At 36.5% G+C, this 21,811-nt stretch carries 14 protein-coding genes; 4 read left to right on the top strand and 10 right to left on the bottom strand.

Features of this window, described 5'->3' with window-relative positions; genetic code table 11:
- Positions 1-112: 112 nt before the first annotated feature.
- The gene (locus tag GVN22_RS23765; RefSeq protein ID WP_166553500.1) at positions 113-2,761 is read right to left on the bottom strand and encodes a UvrD-helicase domain-containing protein; all 2,649 of its coding nucleotides are present in this window, start codon (positions 2,759-2,761) and stop codon (positions 113-115) included.
- A 265-nt stretch (positions 2,762-3,026) separates the two neighbouring features.
- On the opposite strand from GVN22_RS23765, the gene GVN22_RS23760 reads away from it, so the two are divergent.
- The gene (locus GVN22_RS23760) at positions 3,027-3,848 is read left to right on the top strand and encodes an SGNH/GDSL hydrolase family protein (protein ID WP_166553499.1); all 822 of its coding nucleotides are present in this window, start codon (positions 3,027-3,029) and stop codon (positions 3,846-3,848) included.
- A gap of 589 nt (positions 3,849-4,437) precedes the next feature.
- Positions 4,438-8,349: a zinc-dependent metalloprotease gene (locus GVN22_RS23755; protein WP_166553498.1), complete on the top strand. Its 3,912-nt coding sequence runs from the start codon at positions 4,438-4,440 to the stop codon at positions 8,347-8,349.
- 475 nt (positions 8,350-8,824) lie between these two features.
- Here GVN22_RS23755 and GVN22_RS23750 read toward each other — a convergent pair whose 3' ends face one another.
- The 6 genes from GVN22_RS23750 to GVN22_RS23725 all read right to left on the bottom strand — a co-directional run bounded on the left by GVN22_RS23750 (position 8,825) and on the right by GVN22_RS23725 (position 15,292).
- Positions 8,825-8,980 (bottom strand): hypothetical protein, encoded by a 156-nt coding sequence (locus GVN22_RS23750; protein ID WP_166553497.1) that lies wholly within the window; start codon positions 8,978-8,980, stop codon positions 8,825-8,827.
- Between the two features lie 276 nt (positions 8,981-9,256).
- Positions 9,257-10,576 (bottom strand): cytochrome c, encoded by a 1,320-nt coding sequence (locus GVN22_RS23745; RefSeq protein ID WP_240915755.1) that lies wholly within the window; start codon positions 10,574-10,576, stop codon positions 9,257-9,259.
- Positions 10,577-10,745: 169 nt separating this feature from the next.
- Positions 10,746-12,149, bottom strand: coding sequence for a cytochrome c (locus GVN22_RS23740; protein WP_166553496.1), 1,404 nt, complete (start codon positions 12,147-12,149; stop codon positions 10,746-10,748).
- Between the two features lie 225 nt (positions 12,150-12,374).
- On the bottom strand, positions 12,375-12,818 hold the full coding sequence (locus GVN22_RS23735) for a hypothetical protein (RefSeq protein WP_166553495.1): 444 nt from the start codon (positions 12,816-12,818) through the stop codon (positions 12,375-12,377).
- Positions 12,819-12,939: 121 nt separating this feature from the next.
- Positions 12,940-14,250, bottom strand: a complete 1,311-nt coding sequence (locus tag GVN22_RS23730; RefSeq protein WP_166553494.1) for a BNR repeat-containing protein — start codon at positions 14,248-14,250, stop codon at positions 12,940-12,942.
- A gap of 61 nt (positions 14,251-14,311) precedes the next feature.
- On the bottom strand, positions 14,312-15,292 hold the full coding sequence (locus GVN22_RS23725) for a glycoside hydrolase family 43 protein (RefSeq protein ID WP_166553493.1): 981 nt from the start codon (positions 15,290-15,292) through the stop codon (positions 14,312-14,314).
- Positions 15,293-15,534: 242 nt separating this feature from the next.
- Here GVN22_RS23725 and GVN22_RS23720 point away from each other — a divergent pair, with 242 nt between their 5' ends.
- Positions 15,535-17,574 (top strand): carbohydrate-binding domain-containing protein, encoded by a 2,040-nt coding sequence (locus tag GVN22_RS23720; RefSeq protein WP_166553492.1) that lies wholly within the window; start codon positions 15,535-15,537, stop codon positions 17,572-17,574.
- A gap of 383 nt (positions 17,575-17,957) precedes the next feature.
- On the opposite strand, the gene GVN22_RS23715 is transcribed toward GVN22_RS23720, so the two are convergent.
- The 3 genes from GVN22_RS23715 to GVN22_RS23705 all read right to left on the bottom strand — a co-directional run bounded on the left by GVN22_RS23715 (position 17,958) and on the right by GVN22_RS23705 (position 20,640).
- Positions 17,958-18,101 (bottom strand): hypothetical protein, encoded by a 144-nt coding sequence (locus GVN22_RS23715; protein ID WP_166553491.1) that lies wholly within the window; start codon positions 18,099-18,101, stop codon positions 17,958-17,960.
- Between the two features lie 47 nt (positions 18,102-18,148).
- Positions 18,149-19,354: a sterol desaturase family protein gene (locus GVN22_RS23710; RefSeq protein ID WP_166553490.1), complete on the bottom strand. Its 1,206-nt coding sequence runs from the start codon at positions 19,352-19,354 to the stop codon at positions 18,149-18,151.
- Positions 19,355-19,989: 635 nt separating this feature from the next.
- Positions 19,990-20,640, bottom strand: a complete 651-nt coding sequence (locus tag GVN22_RS23705; protein ID WP_166553489.1) for a redoxin domain-containing protein — start codon at positions 20,638-20,640, stop codon at positions 19,990-19,992.
- A gap of 471 nt (positions 20,641-21,111) precedes the next feature.
- Between GVN22_RS23705 and GVN22_RS23700 the strand changes: the two genes are divergently transcribed.
- On the top strand, positions 21,112-21,654 hold the full coding sequence (locus GVN22_RS23700) for a hypothetical protein (RefSeq protein ID WP_166553488.1): 543 nt from the start codon (positions 21,112-21,114) through the stop codon (positions 21,652-21,654).
- Positions 21,655-21,811: the final 157 nt, after the last annotated feature.

Raw genomic sequence — 21,811 nt, 5'->3', positions numbered from 1 at the left:
AGCCGACCGCTACCAGAGCTTAAGTTCAACATTGGTTTCATGGTTTGGCTTTCAGCCACCACGAAACCTTAGCTATTGTGTGCAGCCCATTTTTTCGGTCGTTAATTCTTTTTTACACCCATTCCTGATGAGTACAACCATACATAAAATTTGTACAGCCATAAAAAGCCCAAGGTTTGTCATTTTTTATCCCACTTCGTTTTACCAAGTCAGCCGTAATACATTTTGGGCATTTTTTTAATGTACTATCGCCACTCTCAATTTCAAGTTCGGCTATGAATTTTGATTTATATGAACTATCAGCGATGAAGTAAACCATTTCTTTTGCCCTTGTCATAGCAACATAAAACAATCGCCTTTCTTCTCCATTCTCAAATTGGTCTGCTTCACTTAAAAGTAAGTTTAAAACGGCATCATCCGACATTTCAGAAGGAAAACCATGTTTACCTGAATTGCAATTTATTACAATTACTATTTCTGCTTCAAGCCCTTTTGCTTTGTGAACTGTCATAAAATGTGCCTTTATTGTTTTAGTTTCTCCGTCTTCGTTTGTCTGTGAATATTGGATTATCCCATTTTCAATATCTATTTGAAATATTTTAGTGGCGTTTTTAATTCTGTCTATGTCAAAAGAGTATCTGCCTAAAATGTAAATGTCTTTTTTTAAATAGTCGTTTGTTTCAAGTATTTCATCTAATATTTGACTTAATGCAAATGTATCGTCTTGATTATCACTATTTGAATATACAATTTTGTGTTTTGTGGACTTGGAAAGGCTTGTACTTTTCAACTCTTTGGGTGCTTGATTTGGATTTTTTAATATAAATTCACTTGATAAATTTATTAAAGGGTTATGAAAACGATAAGTTGTTTCAATTTTTGATTTTACTGTATGTCCAAAATAATTTTCAAAGTTCTTAAATAATGCAATATCACTACCGCTAAAACGATAAATTGATTGCCAATCATCTCCAACGCAAAATAATTTACATGATGGATTTACTTGCTTAATTGCTCTCAAAAGTTGATAGCGACCGATTGATATATCTTGAAATTCGTCAATAATCACGTAACTAAATTTCTTTGAAAACTTTTTATTAGCTATATATATTGAAGCTTTATTTATCATATCACTAAAATCAATTTCTCCCCTTTCTTTTAAGTAAAGCTCATATTTGTCAAAAATAGGGGTAATTATTTCTATAAATAGAGCATTCCTTTTTTGTTGAAATTCATCTTTTACACTTTTATTTTTTTTAATGATGTCAATAATTTTATAATTATTAGATTTCATAAGCGTTATAAATGTCTGGAATAGTGTAATAAAACTATTCACTTCATCTTTTGCTGATTCTGAAATAATCTTCCAAATTTCTTCTGGTGTTTTAGGAAAAAGTTGTACTCCATTTTCTGAAAGTCGTTTAGTAAGATTTTCAAATAAAATGCCATCAAACATTTCATGACTGTATGTTTCAATTAAAGATGTGCTATTTGAATGATGTAAATTTCTTTTCCATTCAATTCCATCATTATATATTTTTGTTGCTTGTTCAATTGTTTGCCTTTTTTTTGAGTCAGCAAAAAAATGTGGAACGTCGCCATTTTTATTTAAAGCAAAATGTTCAAGATAGACTGTATCAGATTTTGGATTGATAGTGAAATCTGGTCTATATTGTTTAAATGCTTGTGTTGCTGTATCGTATTTGTAGGGCAATTCGTACTCATAATTTACACCATTAAATAAAAGAAAGTTGGCTATTTTACATTCTTCAATGCTCTTGACAACTTCCATTTTAAGTGTGTATTTTCCGTTGTGATAAATCTCTTTTGTCTTATATGATTTAAAATTTTGGTCTTTAAGATATTGGAAATATTTTCCTTGGTTTTCAAAGTTATCTTGAGGGATTTCAGGTTTGAGAAAGTGAGTAAAGTAAGTTGTTACTTTTTGTAAATAACCTTCATTTTCTGTTTGTTCTTTGAAGAACTTTGTCAAAAGTTGCTTGAATTGTTGTTCATCAAATATACTTGGTTTCTTTTTTTCAACAGCAGTTACAACATCAATACCAAATTTATGAAATGTTTTTACTTCAATACCTTCAAAATTAATGCGTTCTGCAAGCGTTGAAGCAGATTTGTTGGTAAATGAAATAAGTAATATTTCTTTTGGTGAAACTTTATACTTATCAATTACATAATTTACTTTTCCTACGATAGTTGTTGTTTTACCAGAACCTGCTCCTGCTATTACAATGTTGTTGTCTTCATCAGTTACAACTGCAATTTGTTGGTCTTTGTCAAGTCCATGTTTTTCAACATTTTTAAAAAATTTCTTATATTGTTGAAGTTCGTTTGGAATGAATTTTTTATTAAATTCTGTTCTTAATGTTGATTTATTTGTGTCAAAATAGATGAATCTTTTAATAATTTCAACATCGTTATCATTAAGTCTAATGAATTCAAAAGGACATGATTTTATTCCATTAACTAAATATGAATAATTGTCGCACCATGAAACAAGACGATAATTATTGAAATAACCACTTTCATTTTCAAGATAACGAGAAAATTCTGCTGTACCAAGTCTAATTTTCTCAATTCTTTGCATGATATAATCATAATGTCCCTTTCTTATTTCTTCATCTCGTATTTGTTTTTGTCTTATTTGTTCAAGAAGTTCTTCTTTCTTTTTCTGTTCACTCTTGAACCAAAAGTAAAATAAAAGTCCGCATATTATTAGTCCTATGATTGTATAGAAATCCATTATTGGTCATTTTTAAAGTCTGTCGTTATTGTTCGGGTGTCGTCATTGGGTTGCACACAACGATTATATAAATGCAATATAAATAAATATTATGGCGTCTATCCAACGATTATAGAATATAACCGCATGTTTGGAGTAATTTTGGATTTTATTAACCAAAGTCAATAAGCCTTATCCTTTTAGAAGTCCTTTCGTTAACAGATATACGTATGATGTTTTTGGTTAGATAAATAAGACTTTTCGCTTTTAGACAAAAACGATTATTATGAAAACAAAACTCTTACCTCTCTTATTCCTCATTTTTATTTTAATGTCCTTTGCGCCCGAAAAACGTCAGTGGGTGGCTATCGGTGATTCGATTACTTATCTCAACGATCATCCCGAGCAGACAGGCAATCGCATTACAAAGGGATATATGACTCTTATTACTCATGAACATCCTGAACTCAATTGTATCAATCAAGGTCATAATGGCTGGACTGCCGTGAAGATTGCGGAGAAAATAGAAACCTTGAACATCGTAAAAGCGGATGTTTACACCGTTTTTTTAGGTACCAACGACTGGTGGCAAGGGAAGCCTCTTGGCTCGATACAAGACTATGAAAATAACACAGGTTATAATACCTTCTTTGGCGCTTACCGAATTATTATAGATTACTTGAAAAAGCTAAATCCTGAAGCAAAAGTAGTCTTGATTACGCCGATGCAAAGAGTTGACTTTGTGTATATCGCGAACCCAAAAAATAATGCTTTTGGCTCATATCGTTCCAAAAACAACCAACAACTGGAAGCTTTTGCGGAGGCTGTTAAAACTATTGCGAAAAAGGAGGGATACAAATCGCTGGATTTGTATCATGAGAAAAAAATAGCACATAAAACCCTCGTAAATTTCAAAAGACTCAAGGATCCTCAAACGGGGGAATACAAAAATTATCCGTTCCCAGATTTTATCGATGTGCCTTTTAATCCTGAAAAGGACGAATATCCATATCCTGTCGAGTCCATTGCGATGACTTATGATGGCTTGCATCCTTCCGATAAAGGCTACGAAATAATAGCCAAAAGGCTTTGGAAATTGATGAAGTAAAACACACAGTCGGTATTGCTAAAAATACCGACTTTTTTTATGTCCAAAAACTTGGTAAATAAGCCAATTCAGCTAAATGAAGAATATTTTACAGAGACGAACTATTTTGTTATCCGAAATATGAGCGTTACGATTTAATTATTTTGTAGTTATCCAAGAATAATAGACCTATTTGGTTGGTGCATGGATTTTTGGCATAAAAAATGCGGGTTTTTTACTCTAGAAAATATACGTAACGCAAACGGCTTTTTTCTAATTTGAAAACAACATTACAAGTATGGAAAATTTCTCCCCGCATAGGAAAATTTACCCTAATTGTATTGTCAACAGGAATCCAAACCTTTAGCCCGCCGAGCACAGGTTCTGGTCATGACTGGATATAAGCACTAGAAATTTTCTGCAACAAAATTTCTGTCTGTATCTAAAATACCTCGATTTGCTTGGGACAAAGTTTGACTTTCCCATTCTACACTACTTTAAGTTAGTTTGACGAAATCTGGACATTCCAGCATCCGCCAATACTAGAATCACAATGCCATAACGCAATGGCATAGTCAGAATTAACTTAATCCGTCGAGGTAATACAATTATGAATAAACTACCGCTCATTGTTTATTTGCTATTGTTTGCGCCTTTCTTATTTGCCCAACAAACTCAGGAGACTCCCACTTGTGGAGTAAATGACTCTCAAATGTCTGCTGATGCCCTAAGTAGAGTAAGAAATGCCCAAAAATTTATACTAGCTTCCAAAGCTTCCCGAACTACTCAAAGTGGTCCTTGGATTTGTCGCCTTGCGATAGAGATTGACTCTGAAACTTTTGAAAAGTTTGACTCAGATTCAGTTTATATCAAAAGAGAAGTGCTAAATGCCATCTCGCAGGTATCAAAGGTCTATGAAAAAGAGATGAATGTTCGGCTAGTTCCTACCGTTATCCATATCTGGAAAGACGCTCAGAAAGACCCATATCGAGGCAATCGCAATATTTATGATTTGCTGGGTTTATTCAATTCTACTTGGAACTACCAAGACGAATTTAAAGCCATAGCTTATCAATTTGACAAGGCGTTATTCATCACTTCAAAAAGCTTGCAGGGCGCTGCTGGGATTGCCTATTTGGGTGGTACCGAATGTGTGGTGCCATGGGGGCAGGCTGGGCTCGGAACGGTGGCGCATGAGTTGGCGCATACTTTTGGGGTTCCGCACACCCAAAGTTGTGAATGGCCCGAAGGACCTTTGGATTATTGTACTCCCTCAGAAGGCTCATGCTATGATGGCGCACTGAACACTACGGCGGGTACGATTATGAGTTATTGCGGTCCAAGACTTTCCACTTTTCATGAACTCTGTCGCTCAGTAATTCAGCAATATGCCAAGGATAATCTTCCTTCAGCGACTGCCAAACCAGAAAGTCCTTTATTATCTGCTAATTACAACTTTCAAAGCCATGCTGTCATCGACTGGAAACCTGTAGTTACAGCAGATTATTATATTGTTCAAACGGCGTTATCCGCAAATTTTTCGACTGTACAAAAAACGGATACTGTTAATAAAAGTGTGTGGAGCTCGGCTCTTTTACGAATGGGACAAAATTATTTGCGCATCAAAGCATGTAACAGTATCGGCTGCTCTGAGTGGAGCAATGCTGTTTGGAATGTACCAACCGAAGCCGTATTGCCACCATTTGCAAAATATCCTTTAACATCAACTGCCAATCTATCGACCAATTTTACGCTTACTTATACTGCGGTTCCTAATGCTTCTGCTTATGAAGTGCAGGTAGCGGCACTTTCAGATACGGATTTTAAAAACCCTATTTTTCAGACAAGTTCTTCAAGTACTTCGGTTTTGACCAAAATGAATTATTATGCCAATCAGCTCAAATGGCGTGTTCGTTCGGTGGTAGGAACTACCAAAAGTGCTTGGTCAGAAGTACAATATGTATTGGTGAGTAATCCCAATAACTATATTTCTACTAATTATCTGACAGAAAGTTCGGCACTGAAAGTGTTGGAATATTCGGGTAATTATATCAATAATCAGTCAGTGATTAAATTGACTATTGCGACAGATTCAAGTTTCAAAAAGATTTTATGCACGAAAAGTGCTCAAAATATTGCGGCTAAATCAACTTATACCTATTCATTTTGGTTGGATTCGCTACAGAGCAACCAGACCTATTTTGTTAAGGTAGAGGAGCTATACAATGAACCCGAATATTTGTTGAATATACCAAGTGGCGTTGTTTCGACGACCAAAACAAGTTTTGTGTACAAAGGGCTTTCTCAGGGTGCACAGGTAGCGTATTTTGGCAAAGATAATAATCCTGATTTGGCGAATTCTATCAATGCGGTCGAGATTCGTGAGAATGAAATTGTGGCACAAAATGCCAGAGGAATTTTTACGATTCAAATCAATAATTTACAGGTCAAAACCTTTGACCATGCCAATACAACTGGGGCGATTGGAAATCAAAATTATGGTTTGTCCCTTTCAGGAGGCGACCCGACTATCAAAACGATTCAACTATTAGGAAAAAGACTTTTACCAAGTAGCTCTTTGGTGTACGCCTTACGAAAGTTGGATCCTGTAGCAGGAAAGATGTTATCTTCTGTAGAGCTGTCAAATCCCGATAATATTTCCCCTTCGAAGTTCGACTATGCAAATCAGTTGTTTTATGGATATTCGGATGTGAAAGGGGCTTCTGTTTTTGGAAAAATTGAAAAAGATAGTTTAAAAACGCTATTTACCTACAAAAGCACCGAGTCAAATGTGTATTTCCAGACACCTGCTTGGAGCCAAAGTAGCATGTGGGTGGAGGTGTATAAATACAATTCACAAAGTAGAGAACTTTGGCAATATGATTTAGCGAGCAAGCAAATAAAGACTTTTACCAAGGCAGAATTACCACAACTTTCAAGTGCCATCAATCAAACTTTTATGGATAGCAAAGGAGTGTTATGGGTGTTGCAAAATGGGAGAGTCCTAAGATATTCGGAGGGTGCTTGGGAAATTCAGAACTATGCTTCATTTCTGAAACCTACCTATATCGCCGAAGATGCTCAACGCAATATTTACGTTTATGATAGTGGCAATATCTTTAAATATGCGGATCAAACATGGTCAAAAACTGGTAATATCGTATTAAATACCACTGGACTGAGTAAGATGCTGGCGGATGTAAAAGGGAATATTTGGTTTCAATATCCAAATTTTTTGATTAGATATAATACTTGTGCTGGAGCGCCCAACCAACCTAAATTGACTGCTCAAAGTCCTTCGATAGAGTATGGACAGCAAGTTCAATTAACGGCCCAAGGCTGTTCTCAAGTTACTTGGAGTTGGTCAAATAAGGTAGAAGGTTCTCAACAAAAAACGTCTACTTCTGCCACGTTGATGGTAAATCCAACGGTGACCACAACCTACTCAGCTATTTGTGAAAATAGTGGTTGTTCGAGTTTGCCATCAAATACAACAGTTAATGTAATTCCAATTATTAAATTCCAGTCTTCAGGAATTCAAACGGTATGTGCGAGTGATTCGATTAAATTGGAAGCCAAAGTTTTTGGAGAGATAACGAATGCCGAAAGTTTTGTCATGCAGGTAAAATTGGCAAATGGTGCTTCTCAAACCATCAAGCCGATTAAACAGGAATTAATAGGTACTCAAACTTATCGCATTACAGATTTATCACAAAGATTTGGCACAGGTATTTTTCAGGTAAGTTTACGAGGAATAACTACAGGTTTGTTGTCAAAAGATACACTGACTGGAAAAATTGCCAGCTTGCCAGCGGTATCTGCAATGGGCGATACCACCTGTGCAGGTGAACCAGCTCAGATAAGCGTTCGAGGCGGAAGTACTTACCAGTGGTCAGGACCAAATGGATTTTCTTCTTCTAACAGTTCGATTGTATTTAGTAAATCTCAAACCGAAAATTCGGGGACATACCTAGTTAAAGTAACTGACGATAACGGTTGTACGAACACTACCAAAACAGTTTTGTTGGTAAAACCATCCCCAAAAATAGAGGCAACTTTCAATGAAGACATTATCAATCATACTTTGACTCTATCTGCGTCAGGTGGGGTAAATTATCTCTGGCAAGGGCCTAATCAATTTACTTCAACCAATGCAAAACCAATCATTGAGAATGTTACTGCTGCATACAACGGAACCTATACCGTTCGAGCATGGGGTGGTAATAGCTGTACCAATTATACCCAACTGAAAGTAGCCCTAGCTATGCCACTTGGTTTTGAAGGAGAAATCAATCAGAGTTTGTTGGCGTTTCCCAATCCAGCGAAGGATGTTGTAACCTTAAAAAGTACTTTACAAGGAGAAATTGATGTGAAGTTGGTAGATATGCTGGGTAATGTTGTTTTCGAAAGCTCATTTAGAGAATCTACCAAAGTCTCAACGGCCGACTTGAATCGGGGAGTATATCTGGTCTGGTTTCAATCGAATAAGGATCGTGTTTCACAGAAATTGATTTTAGAGTAGAGACTTGATTGAGTGAATGGTGATTGAGCGATTTAGTGATTATTTTTAATAGGTATTTTACTAGTAGAGACGCAATGCTTTGCGTCTAATATCTGTATTCCTGCAAAATAAAATTCAATAAACAAAATTACCTAGTATTCCTACGGATCTGATGAAAAGATTGGTTTCTGAAAAAATCTAATAAGCAAGTATTAATGCAGAATATCATCAAGGTTTTTAACATTTAAAAGGCGGTTGAAATTAGTTTTTCAACCGCCTTCTTTGATACTATATTTCAAAATTACACCTCATGGAGACGCAATCATTGCGTCTCTACGAGCGGAATGGAGATAAATAATCACTCATTCGCTCCATCACTAAATCACTCAATGAGCTTTAGGAAGCTTTCAGTGCGACAATAAGGACAAAAATCATTGACGCTAGTAGTATCAATAATAAAACCAATGCCCCAAATGACCTTTTAAGATGTTTTGAATTAGGCTTTTTCTTTTTCATGTATAAAAGCCTTTAGTCGCTTCGAAAGAATGTTATCCATTTTTTCGAGAGAAGTAATATTAATTTGTATCTCAAACATGGTATATAAAATGGCAAGCGTCACGGCTGCTATGCCTACTGATAATGCGAGTATCATATTGGTAAGATGATTATGAAGCTGTTTAAACTTTCATAAACTTGCTCGCGTAAGCAATGAATTTATACTGTTTGAGCGAAGCGAGTTTATAAATTCTTGATTTTTTTGTTACTTTTTGTATCAAGACAAAAAGTAAGATGAAGAATTAATCAATAAAATATGCTTTTTGAAAAGTTTAAACAGCTTCTATATGAAAAATGATTTTGAGTAAGTATGCGGACAAAATTTATTAGATTTTGCCCGCATTTTTTTAGGAAGTTTTCTCCAAAAAACAGACTACTTTTGTTCCAAAATATAGTTGGCGACGTCGTTGATTTCCTGCTCACTCAATCCCAAAGCAGGCATTTGTGGATAATCAGGGCGTTTTTTGCCTGGCTTTAAAATCCAATCGTGTAATCCTTTGGCATCGTTTTTATAAATACTGACCATTTCCTTGATTGGAGGACCCACCACTTTTACATCCATGGCATGACAAGCGCTACATTTTGCTTGAAAAATTGTCTCTCCAGGACTATCAGAAGCTGGTTTTTCGGCAGGAGCGTTTTTCATTTCTTCTGTGGCTTTTTTGACCTCTTTCTCATAAGCAATCGTCTTCGCTTCTACTAATTTTTGGTGTGGCGCTAACGCCGTTGCACGATAAATATGTCGTCCTGAGCCCATGAAAGTAATCGTCAGACCAAGTGTGAGGGCTACTTTCCAGAAATTATTCGCAATATCTTCTGCCTTTCCAGTAATACCTTTCCAAATCCAATACATGGCTGGCAAAGCGAAGATGACGCCTGTACCAATGGTAAAAATTAAATGCCAACTAAAACCTTTGGTGGGCAAGGTCAGTAACACTACTGGACCAATTATAAACTGTGCTGCTGAAGCGCCAAAGGTTAAAGAATAAGCCTTTTTACGAATTTCATAGCGTGTGAGTGTGGTGAAGTGACTTTCAAAATCATAGCTTTTTCGACCAAAATACCAGAAAATAAAGAGACCAGTAGTACCCAACGAAGCCAACAAGAAGTGAAAATATCTTGGAAATACATTAGGTAATGTCAAAGCGTGAGCAAAGCCCTCGATGGTGTTCCATTTTTCTGGGAAAAGCATCAAATTGATATTTACCAAAAAGATAAGTGGAATAAAAAGAAAAATGGCTACTGATAATCCCATTATAGAGATGTGCAGAGATTTATTATTTTCCAGAACCTTCCAGCTATACTTGTGCGCGTAAGTCAATAAGAATGCCACCGTTACCAAGGGAATTACCGAAATCCAAAAGATACCTGTCAGCGCATTAGCTGAGTAAAAATAGACGGTATATAAAGCGTTGATACTCAGCAATGGCGCTACGCCTAATACAACTGCTAAGCTTTTGTTTACGGTAATGGTCTCAGCAATTTCATGCGCCAATGTATCATAATCCTTGTCTTTTAGACCTTTTATCTGACTCCAAAGTGTGAGGATACTACCGCCTACCATCAAATTGACAAATAGGATATGTAATAAAAATGAAAATACCAGCAGTACAATTAAAACCTCCTTTGGTAGGGGTAAATCCAAAGGTAAATCGCGAGGAACTGGTGTTTGAAGCAAAATATGATTAAACATGATTATTGAAAGCTAAATGAATAAAAAATTGAATTAATGTTACCAGTAATAAGCTGTAGACAAAAGTTGATGAGTATTTCTTACGATCCAATAGAAACACTTTTACCTAATGCCTACAGCTTATCGACTAAATCGTTATCATACAATTTTATTTTGCATGATAACATTATTAGCGCATCGAGGTTACTGGATTGTCAATAGGAGTTCCATCTTCTTGAAGATGTTTGATGTACTCAACCAATGCGTCAAGTTCAGCCTCATTGCCAGGGAAAGGAGGCATAAAATATCTTGCATTTTCGATATGCTTGATATAGTTTTTCATCAAGTCTCCGTTCAATTTTTCTCCTGCTTTTAAACTATACATGTTTTCGAATTTGTCTACCACAGAGTTGATTCCATGAGTGGTATGGCAGCGACTACAAGAAAGCATAAAAACTTGTTCACCTGCCAGTAGTTTGTTATCCTCTGTAACCTCTTTGACAGGTGAATAGGTAGCGTGAGCCAAGACCCCATCTCTTTTGAAAAGCGGATAGTCTTCTTTTCTCAAAGTATTAGAGTACATATAATTGCCTATCACATAAGGTTTTCGGATAAACTCGCGGATACGTTCAAAAATCCCCGCAAAGCCAAGCATACCTATTACAGGTAGGATATACACAATGGTTGGAATTTTGAGTTTGGGTTTGAAATAGACTGTTCCAGCAATTAATAATACTGTGGTTAGCGCACCAATAATGAATTTTACCAATAAATCATACCATGATTGAAAATCCATTGTGCCTACAGCTACTGGCAAGTTTCCAATCATCAGTTCTGGAATTTTGAAGTAATACGCCAAAGCGCCAGCCAAGGTAAATGGAAGCATCAATAACATCCATAAAGCAATCTTTTTGGAAGAATCTTGCTGAAATGATGAGCCGTTTTTTGTAAATAATTTGGTTAAAAACAAGCCGATTGCTCCAGCCATCAATGCTGCCAAAGGTGTTCTAAAGGCTAACTGAGGAATATAGATCGGATTGGTGAATCCAGCAATGAAGGTTTTGTTTTCGACCCAGCTTCCTGTGTCCATCATAAAACCCAGAATAGACACAATGATAGACATCGTTATCCATGAGAAAATACTAAGTGCTGCTCCTAGTTTGATATGTTTGGCTTTGGCTTCAATACTTACCAAAGAACGCTTCCAAGAAAGATAATACAGTAATATTAAGACTACTTCTGTTACAAAGACAGTCCACTCCACGAACCAAGCACCATAGAAAACTCTGATAAGTGAGCCAATAGAGGCAGGGTTGACCAATGAAGAGGCAAACCAAATCCCAACACCAGTCATGGCGCCTATGGTGGTGGTAATGATAAAGGCAACCGTCATAAGACGGTGCGCCAATTGATCCCATTCGTTGTTTACGATGGCGTTTTTACCACCCTTTTTGAAACCTAGATATTCTATCCATGTTACCAAAGGGATAAACCCAACGGCAAGTCCATGATTGATTAATACGTGTAATACGGCGATAATGGCAATAAGAAGCCTGTCGCCCATGAAGTCTAAATGAAATATGGGAAAATCCATCTGAATGTCTATTTTAAATGAATAATTCGGCTACAAAAGGATGTACTTTTTACCACTTCATGCTATTCATGAAGCTGAGGTTTTAACAGATTGAAAGTACAATCCTAAGAATGAGCCAATAAATTGTGGTGGTTTCTAGGGGGTATTTGAGGTATTAACAATACCATTCTTCGGCAAACCATTATGATAGTTTGCTAAGCCAAAAGAAACCAAGAAGATAGAAAATTAGACAAAACACGGAGGATGGATAATCCGCTGGTGATAAAGGTGATGGTAGAGATTATTGTAGGAAAAGTGATTTTCGATTGATAATGATTGATAATTAGGCTTAGGAATGTCTATGCCTACTTTTTCAACAAAAAGATTAAATGCAATCGTAATGCTAGTAGGTCTGGAAGATTTTTGTTCGGTACTAGATTTTTCGTGGTTGTAATCCAGAATCAATTGAAGTTCATGTTTCCATGTTTGTTGCGTCTTGGCAATGGTACTTTCAGTGTGCGCTACCCCTTTGTTAAATTCTTCATTGGCCGTTAATGAAAAAGCCAGTAAATGAATAATCAAACCTTGGGCAGCCATAATACAGACAATCGCCACTAGTACCGCATTACGAGCGTAACCAGCCTGACGTGGCGTTATTTTGTCAATATTAATTCCCAAGTACTTCATCAAGATATTTTATTACGAAGCAAAATTACCACTAGAAAGGTAGGGAAACAAGGTGTTTTTCAGAGATTTTGTGGTAATAATCAAATCGGTTGCTTTCTTTCAGAGAAAACAACCGATTTTTATTTTACAACTTCACCTCAAATACCTGTACCAATTGTGGAGGCGTATTGGTTTTGCCTTCTCCGTCGGCTTGTTCTACAGGCTGAACAAATAAATGTAATTGTTGTTTACTTTTCCATAGCTCAGTATCAAAAGACGGTTCCCACGAACCAACATAAGTATTAGTCAAATCTTTCACTTGCCATTTGGTATGATTCAAATCTGAGTTTACCGCTACGGATGCTTTACTACCTCTTTCTTCGTCTCTGAAAACTACCATTGCAGACAATTTTCCTTTGGCAGACCATGCTACCAATTGCGGACGGGCAATGGGAATTTTTTTGGTACCCATTCCACTCAAACTAAAGGCTTGCGTTCTAAATCCGAGCGATTGTGTATGCCATTTTCCATCAAAATGAATAAGGTGATATTGTGGCACATTACTTCCTTCAGGTCTGAAATAGGTAGCAATGTATGGATTACCCGCTTGGTCGGCAACCATCGAAGTTTGGTTGATTAACTCGCTATTTTGTGGGATTTTGCAAGCATATTCTGCATTAGAGGCATTGATAGGAAGTTGGTATTTTTCTCCTGAAGTCTTTTGCCAAGTTTTCCCGCCATCTTTTGAACAAGCATACGCCATATCGTGATTACTGGCTACGTCGGCACTTTCACGCCACACCCAAGAGATATGGATATTGCTTTTGGCATCAACAAAAGCTTGCCAATAAGCACTTCTTTTACCTTCGCCATCAATCAGATTTTCATGCAACATCGACCATTTACTGGTAGAAATATCATAGCTTTTGACTACCAAATTCCCTTTTCCTGATGCCCCATTTCTGTAAAAGAATAGCAGATTTCCGTTAGGCATTCGGTAAAATTCAGGATAGCTGACACTCTTTTCTGTTTCGCCAGTCATTGAGGTTGGAGCGTCCAATTCTAGAGATAATGGACTTTTACTTTTGGCATAGTGTAAAGGGTGATTATGATGATCCCAAGCGATATGCAAATAGCCCTTGCCATCGACCATAATGCTAATGCAATTATGTGCATCTGTGACATTTCCTTTTAGGTCGGTGGTTTTGAGCTCCCAATTTTTGCTGCCTAATTTTCTTTTTCCCAAAACTACATTCCCTGTTTCGTTGTAATAGGCAATGAATTGGTAGTTTTTGTAGCTAACCAAAGAGTTTTTACGAAAAATAACCGCATTGACCGAATTATTAGCCCAAGCTTTACCGACTGGAATTACCTTTACTGTTTGTGCTTTTAGGCTACCACCAATAAGAAAACTTGATAGCAATAAGCAGAAGAATATTTTTTTTAGCAATGACATTTTTACCCGTTTTATATACATGATTTCAGTGAAAAACTGAATTGTGAACTAGCTGCAAATTTTACTTTATTTTCCACTCATTTTGCCACTGAACAAGAGGGATACCATTTTCGAAAGAAATAGGAAGCCATAAATAGCGACTGTCTTTCAAGTCTTTGGGTTTCCAGCGATCGGCCATAAAGATATATTGATTTTTCTTTGAATCCACCGTCAATATATAAGTTGATTGTCCATCAAAGGTTTTTTCGGCCATTGGACCTCGCATCGGGTCGCCTTCTAATTTCCACGGACCAAAAATATAACTTGCCGAATGAAGTGTTGCCGCATTGGGATCCCAACCCGTGCATCCGCTAGTGATAAGAAAATATTTACCATCTTTTTTGAAAATCGCTGGCGCTTCGCGGTGCTTGCTAAATAACAGTGTATCTTCTTTGGTAACGTCCAAATAGTCTGCCGTCAGTTTTACTACTCGCAAATCATAGTTTTCACGAGAAGAATAAATATGATATGCCGAGCCATCATCGTCAACAAAGAGCGTCATATCTCTCGACATATTGCCGTTGGGTCTGAAGCTTTTTAAATAAGTAAATGGTCCAATGGGATTATCGCTGACCGCAATACCTGCACGAGCTGCCTTGTATCCCTGTCGAGGTAGTTCCAAGTGAAACCACATCACATATTTGTTGGTCTTTTCATTGAAAATCACTTTGGGTCTTTCCATCAAGCCTCCAACTGCAATCTCACTGGTTGTGTCCTTAGATTTGGCTAATGCCACCCCTTTATTTTCCCAATGAATTAAATCTTTGGAGCTATAAACTGACACACCTTCTGAGGCCGATTTGCCACGAATTTCGCCATACCAGTAGTAGTTTTTTCCATGTTTCAAGAGCCCGCCACCATGCGCATTGATTACTTCCTGATTGGTGTCTTGCCAAACAGCCCCAGGTTTAACAGTAAGGTCAATTCCTCTTTGTTGAACACTTTTACACGCTTGCAAACCAACTGCCACCAGTGCTCCAACTATACAAATCGTTTTTTTCATATTTATTAAAGGTTTTACAATAACAAAAGTAAAAAGTACAATTTCGAGAGATAGGGGAGAGATTCGCCAATTATGGGGGAATATTGCAATAAACAGGGATTTAGTCGACAAAAAACGCCTTTGCTTAGACTCATTCATCAAATAGGTGAAAATCGAGTAACGCTTACTTCAAAATTTGGGTCATTCTTTCTGTATAGGTCTTTATTTATCAAAATCGGTTTAATTATTAATAAACTTAAAACATGTCCGAAACGAAACACCAATACGGAGAGATTATGAATAACAAACATTTAAAATTGGCAGGAAAACTATTTTCTGCTCTACTTCTTTGCCTTTCATTAGTGGCTTGCAATACGACCAGTGATGTTACGGATACTACCATTAATGTAGCAGATATTACTACTAATACCAAAGATACGACCATCACCAATGCTGTTCTGATTGACTACGATGGCACAACTCCAACCATTACCAATAATATTGCGAGTGGCGTAGAGGTATCTGTAACAAATGGCGATGTTGTCGTAAAATCTACCAATACTAGTACACCCATTAGCTATGTGATTTCTGGACAAAGTACCAACGCAAGTCTCAAGATTTACAGTGATGCAGCCTTTAATTTAGTCCTAAATGGTACAAGCTTGGTCAATTCCGATGGCCCTGCGATTAATATTCAGTCTAGTAAAAAAGCTACAGTTACTTTAGTGGGAGGCACGATGAACCGTTTAATCGATGGCGCCAATTATGCCACCAGTACCGAAGATCAAAAAGGAACATTCTTTAGTAAAGGACAGCTCGATATTACTGGTGCTGGAAGTATCTTGATTTATGCTAGTTACAAACATGCTATTGTAAGCGATGGCAATATCAATATTCAAGGAGGAACTATTTCGGTTACGCAAGCTGCCGCCGACGCAATTCATGCCTACAGTAATTTTCAAATGACAGGCGGAAATTTAACCTTGGTTTCGACTGAAAGTGGTGTCGAAGTAGAAGCAGGATATGTTAATATTTCGGGAGGAGCCATGAGTATTACGGCTAGTAGCGATGGGATTACGACAAGTTATACGGGCACAGATGCAAGTATATCACCTTATGTACAAATTAATGGGGGTACACTTACGGTAAATGCCTCTGGTGAGAAAGTGAAGGCAATTAATAGTAATAGCTACCTAAAAATGAATTCATCCACTTCGACGGTCGCCTTATATACTTCAGGGAATGGTTGTAAAGGAATAAAAACGAGCGGTGATTTAACGCTAACTGCAGGTAAACTTACCATTTTGACAGGAGGGGCATCTTATTACAATACCACAGATAAAGCAACAGTTTCGTCTTCTGGTATTAGTTGCGGAGGCAATTTGGCGATTCAAGATGGAACGATTTCAATTAGTAATACTGGGGTAGGTGGTAAAGGAATTATTGTTGATGGGTCGTCAACAGTTGCTGGTGGAACAATTACTCTTACAACGTCTGGTGCTACATATACTTATAGCACCTCTGAAACAACCGATGCTAAAGCATTTGTTGGGACGGGTTCGATCGCCATCAACGGAGGCTATTTAACGATCTCCTCTTCAAATGATGCAATTAAATCAGCGGCTTCGGTTACGGTAAATGGCGGTTCTGTGGATATTACCACTTCTGTAGACGGTCTTTCGGCTCCTAAAGTGACCATTAATGCAGGATACATTTCGGTGATTTCAACAGATGACTGCATTTACACAAGTACTACAACTGATGGTACTTCTAACGATGGCAGTTTGCTAAGCATCACAGGCGGAACCGTAATTGTAAGTTCTTCTGGTGGCGAATGTATTGATAGTAATGGTAGCATTGCTCAATCGGGGGGTACCGTGGTAGTACAAGGAACAACCTTATCAACGACAGTGGCTTTTGATTATAATGGTACATTTAATATTACTGGCGGAGTATTTATTGCTGGTGGACCCAACAATACATCTGTCGCAAAAGCGACGAGTGCTGGTTCAACTCAGCCGACCGTATTTTTGAAATTTACCGTCGGATATGCAGGAGGAAATCCATTCTCATTGATTGATGCAGGTGGTAATCCTTTGTTTACGTTTATCCCAACTCGCGCGGCGTATTATTTTGTCTATTCTTCTCCTACCTTAAAAAATGGAACGACTTATAACGTTTTCTCAGGCGGTGAAAATGGAGGTACAAACATAGGTGGGTATTACAATGGTGGAACTTTCAATGGAGGTATTTCGAGAGGTTCAGTTACTATTTCGGGACAACTCACTACTGCTAGTTTGTAAGGGTTTTAAGCCCTAAATTAAGTAGTGTTTAATATAAATTTTACTGGTAGAGACGCAATGCTTTGCGTCTAAAGTGGTATCAAAAAAGGCGATCGAAATTAGTTTTCAATCGCCTTTTTCAATTAGTGTGCGACTTAAGTCGCACATTAATTGAAAGAATTTTGAAGACCTTAGTTTTGTGGATGCACTAATTCATAAGTTAGACAAGCGAAAAAACAGTTTTAAACTGTTTAAAAAAGTAAGTCCAAGACTGAGTCTTGAACTAGGATTTCGAAAACTAATTTCGACCGCATTTTTTGATGACAAATTCAAACATAATATATCTTTAAATGTCAGACAATGCGTTTTGAGACTTAAAGTGAAAATCTTAATTCACTCAATTTCTACCCCCCAAAATAATGATTTCCTAGAATGATAAGTAAACCAGCATATACCACAGTGACAATTGCCCACATTAAGGATGATTCCAAATAACAAAGTGTTTTGTCAAAAGAGAATTCTTTGCGTAATGATAAAATATATTCCATGACAATAGTGAAGTTTATAATGTGAGAAAAAGATTTGTCACTCAAGCTTATCCGAAGATAAGCTTGAAGTATTGGTTTTTAAGGGTTTTGGCAAAAGCAATGATAATCAATCCAATGATCGCTATAGCATAAAATATTTCGGTCGTTGGGTAATTCAATTGAATAAGCACGCCGACAATAAAAAGACGAATAGCTTCCAAATAGATGATCCAACGTTTTTGCTCTAGTAGTGCCCCACAGTTAATTAACGATATTAAGATGAAAAAAGCCCAGAGTATTTGTGAGGTAAGACTAATGCTATCTAAAAAATAAATGATGACAAACAGCCCAATGAGCAACGAAATCATCTGAACGACCACATAAGTGTAAACACGTTTACTGTTATGGTCTTCACTAAACTGAATAATAAATCGTTTCTCTAATTCTTCACGAATGCGAGGGTCTAATGTTTCGGGTTTACCAAAAATAATCCTTATTCGTTCTTTGAAGGTTTTGGCATGCTTAAAAGCGTATGCCAACTCAATCATATAATGAAAATGTTGCCAGAGAAAACTGTAGCTTTTGAGCGGTTTGGTCAAGCCATAGACAGGTTCTTCCGTTTCTTCAGCAAAAGTGCCAAATAGCTTATCCCAAAAGATAAACATATCGCTATAGTTCTTATCTAAATACTGCTCATTACTAGCATGATGCACACGGTGGTGTGAAGGAGTTACGAAAATATATTCTAAGAAACCCAATTTGCCAACCGTACGAGTATGCGTAAAAAATGGATAAATTCCATGTATCAAAAGCACAATGCTAATCATATCGGCGTTGAAACCTATAATCGGCAAAATCGACCAGAAAAATGTTCTTGCAATAGCCTGAAAAATCGTAATACGCGCCGAAACCGTAAAATTAAATTCCTCACTTTGATGATGTACGATATGCACACTCCACAAAATGTTGACTTCATGTCCTAATCGGTGGTACCAGTACCACAACAAATCAGTGAGCAGGAGTAGGGCAATCCAAGCAAAAACACCTGATTTTATATCAAAAAATCCAAGATTTTTTTGCAAGTAATCATAGTAAAAGTAGAATATGCCGATGCTAAAACAATCAATCAGACGTTCAGCGATACCTACATTTAAGTTAGCGATGGTATCCTTGAATTTATAAAATTTCTTTCCTTGAACCTTCGAAAGAAAATATTCAAGCCCCATGAAAACTAAAAACAGTGGAATAGCAAATGCCAAATATTTAGTGTGCATAGGATTTTATCAATGAGTTATGAGTTTGGAGTGATAGTTAAATTTGTTGAGATAGATATACCTATATCAACCATGAGGTACTAATCAATTTTATTGAAATGGGTGAAAAACATTTTATGGATATTGGTTAAAAAGACTCTTCCATTGGGCTGCCAGCTAGGGCAATGCCCAATGCCGAGTACAATTCTCCAAAAACAATCTCAATGATTTCACTATAGTTAGGTGGTGGCACTCAAGAAGTATGAAACCACCCATTCTTTGCTTGAAAATGCCACCAGCAATTCTTTATACACGTTGAATGTCTTGGATCACCAACCAATTTTTTCACTTAATAATACTACCTAACAATCAGGTAACTCCCAATAATATACGCTAAATCCAATTAATACAATAATGATGATTACGACTATAGATAGTAAAAATCGTATGCCTAATTCAGATTTGTCTAAAAAATCATCAGTTATGGACTCTGTTGATTTATTCATTATAATCTATAGATTTTATATACTAATAGGTCAAAAAAAATGAATCTTAGTTTGTTAATAAATGGTATTCTACAACGATGATTTGTGAATAACAATTGTTAACGTAAGTTTCTGATATCCAAACTTAAAGTTTGAATGTTGAACAACTATCTAAGCCGCTAACTCTTGACGAATCACCACAGGAATGTTTTTATTTGCACCAAAAACGGCAGCTAACATTTCAGTTGGTTGAAAGGGTTTATCAAAATGGACATCAACTGCCGAATAAACTACCTTTTCTTGTGTATTAATAACAATGGTAGCAGGCAAAGGAACCTCTTCAGAAATACCTGAAACATAGTCCCAAACAGGATATTGTTTATTGAATAAGCCTAAACTTTGAGCTATTTTTTGCTCAGGGTCTGCCAATAAGTTGAAGCCAATGTTAAAATGTCTTTGAAAGTCTCTAACCTCGTCTGCCTTTGCATTCACAATCACGAGAAGGTTACCACCAATAGCCAAAACTTCTTGGTAAACTTGTTGTAATTTTTCGAGATGTTGAATCCCGTATTCGTTCCATCCTGAAGATAAAAAGCTAATTACTAATGGCTTGCGACCAACCAGCTTTTTGAGTTGTACAGGATTTTGATGTATGAAAGTATATGGTAAATTTTGAGCGACCAAATTTTTGTAGTCAAACTCTATTTGATTGATTCTCTTTCCTAATTCAATATTAATAGCAGGTCTAGCAGTTCTTTTGCCTACATATACAGGAAGCGTAGCGTCCCAGTTCAATTCATATCTTTTTTGCGTAGCTAACATATTCTATCTAGGTCTTTATATTGTGATGAGTTGTTATGTCTTGTTTGATGATACAAAGGTATATTATATAAACTATATATCCTATAAACTTTATAGATTAAATGAATTTTAGTTTATAAACGAGTAATAAATGATTTTAAAATGCTAAAATTAGGTATGAATGAAATTTGTGCGTTTTGATGGTTAGTGAGGATTAGTGTTGAAAGTATGGGCTAAACCTAGTAAGGGTTATTGTTAGAATTCAAAAAGCTATCTAACACTATGTCTTATCCGTTATTTTTATACACTGAATGTATAAAGTCTATTTTCAATAAAAATTATTTGATATTATATTAAATAATTTATAATTATTTATATGTTGAAAAACCATTAAAATTGTATTTTATCGTAGATTATAGATTATAATTGTGTATTTTTGTGGTTATTTCAATAATTGCTTTATCATGATTTATTAATCATCTACAAAAGTTCATGAACAAATTTTTATTAACATTAGCTATTGCTATTACCTTCGCATTCACTTCAAATGCACAGTCAGAATCTTATGTACCATTCAGAGTTCATATCTCTCCTTTCACCTATGTGATTCCAAATTATACAAAAGGTTACGGTGCAGGTGCAGGTATCTCTATCGAACCAGCCTATGCCATAAATGATAATTTTGTAGCTGGATTAAAATTAGAGGCAGCTCTATTCGGATCAGGAACAGAAACTTCTTCTTCTATTGGTGCTGTTGGCTCTTATATCTTAACGGGTGATTATTACCTTGGTGAAGGTAAAAGCAGATTTTTTGGTGGTCTTGGGGTAGGTCTTTTTTCAGGAGCTACGGCCGCAATATACGATAATGGATCGACTTCAGTTGAGGCAGCAGGTGGTTCAGGTTTTGGATTAGTTCCTCGCGTTGGGGTTCAACTGAGCCATTTCCGTTTGGCTGCTGAATACAATTTAGCACCTAAAAATATGTCATACTTAGGTATAAAAGCTGCTATCACCATCGGCGGTGGTATGTACTAAAATATAATAAATTCCACAAACACATTCAGATAAAGCAATTTTGAGGAGGAACCCACTTGGGTTCCTCTTTTTGCGTAAAGATAGAAGCATTATATTTTGCAAATTTTGCAAAACACAAAGAGTATTTTTTCAAACTTACCCCTTCTTCTAACAGATA

This window comes from Cellulophaga sp. BC115SP (genome assembly GCF_009905545.1).
GTDB classification, from domain to species: Bacteria; Bacteroidota; Bacteroidia; order Cytophagales; family Spirosomataceae; genus Flectobacillus; species Flectobacillus rivi.
This window is presented reverse-complemented; position numbering and strand designations above follow the sequence as displayed.

Coding starts and splice junctions, on each gene's coding strand:
- GVN22_RS23765 (WP_166553500.1), bottom strand. CDS start 2,761: ATGGATTTCTATACAATCATAGGACTAATAATATGCGGACTTTTATTT.
- GVN22_RS23760 (WP_166553499.1), top strand. CDS start 3,027: ATGAAAACAAAACTCTTACCTCTCTTATTCCTCATTTTTATTTTAATG.
- GVN22_RS23755 (WP_166553498.1), top strand. CDS start 4,438: ATGAATAAACTACCGCTCATTGTTTATTTGCTATTGTTTGCGCCTTTC.
- GVN22_RS23750 (WP_166553497.1), bottom strand. CDS start 8,980: ATGATACTCGCATTATCAGTAGGCATAGCAGCCGTGACGCTTGCCATT.
- GVN22_RS23745 (WP_240915755.1), bottom strand. CDS start 10,576: ATGTTTAATCATATTTTGCTTCAAACACCAGTTCCTCGCGATTTACCT.
- GVN22_RS23740 (WP_166553496.1), bottom strand. CDS start 12,149: ATGGATTTTCCCATATTTCATTTAGACTTCATGGGCGACAGGCTTCTT.
- GVN22_RS23730 (WP_166553494.1), bottom strand. CDS start 14,250: ATGTCATTGCTAAAAAAAATATTCTTCTGCTTATTGCTATCAAGTTTT.
- GVN22_RS23725 (WP_166553493.1), bottom strand. CDS start 15,292: ATGAAAAAAACGATTTGTATAGTTGGAGCACTGGTGGCAGTTGGTTTG.
- GVN22_RS23720 (WP_166553492.1), top strand. CDS start 15,535: ATGTCCGAAACGAAACACCAATACGGAGAGATTATGAATAACAAACAT.
- GVN22_RS23715 (WP_166553491.1), bottom strand. CDS start 18,101: ATGGAATATATTTTATCATTACGCAAAGAATTCTCTTTTGACAAAACA.
- GVN22_RS23710 (WP_166553490.1), bottom strand. CDS start 19,354: ATGCACACTAAATATTTGGCATTTGCTATTCCACTGTTTTTAGTTTTC.
- GVN22_RS23705 (WP_166553489.1), bottom strand. CDS start 20,640: ATGTTAGCTACGCAAAAAAGATATGAATTGAACTGGGACGCTACGCTT.
- GVN22_RS23700 (WP_166553488.1), top strand. CDS start 21,112: ATGAACAAATTTTTATTAACATTAGCTATTGCTATTACCTTCGCATTC.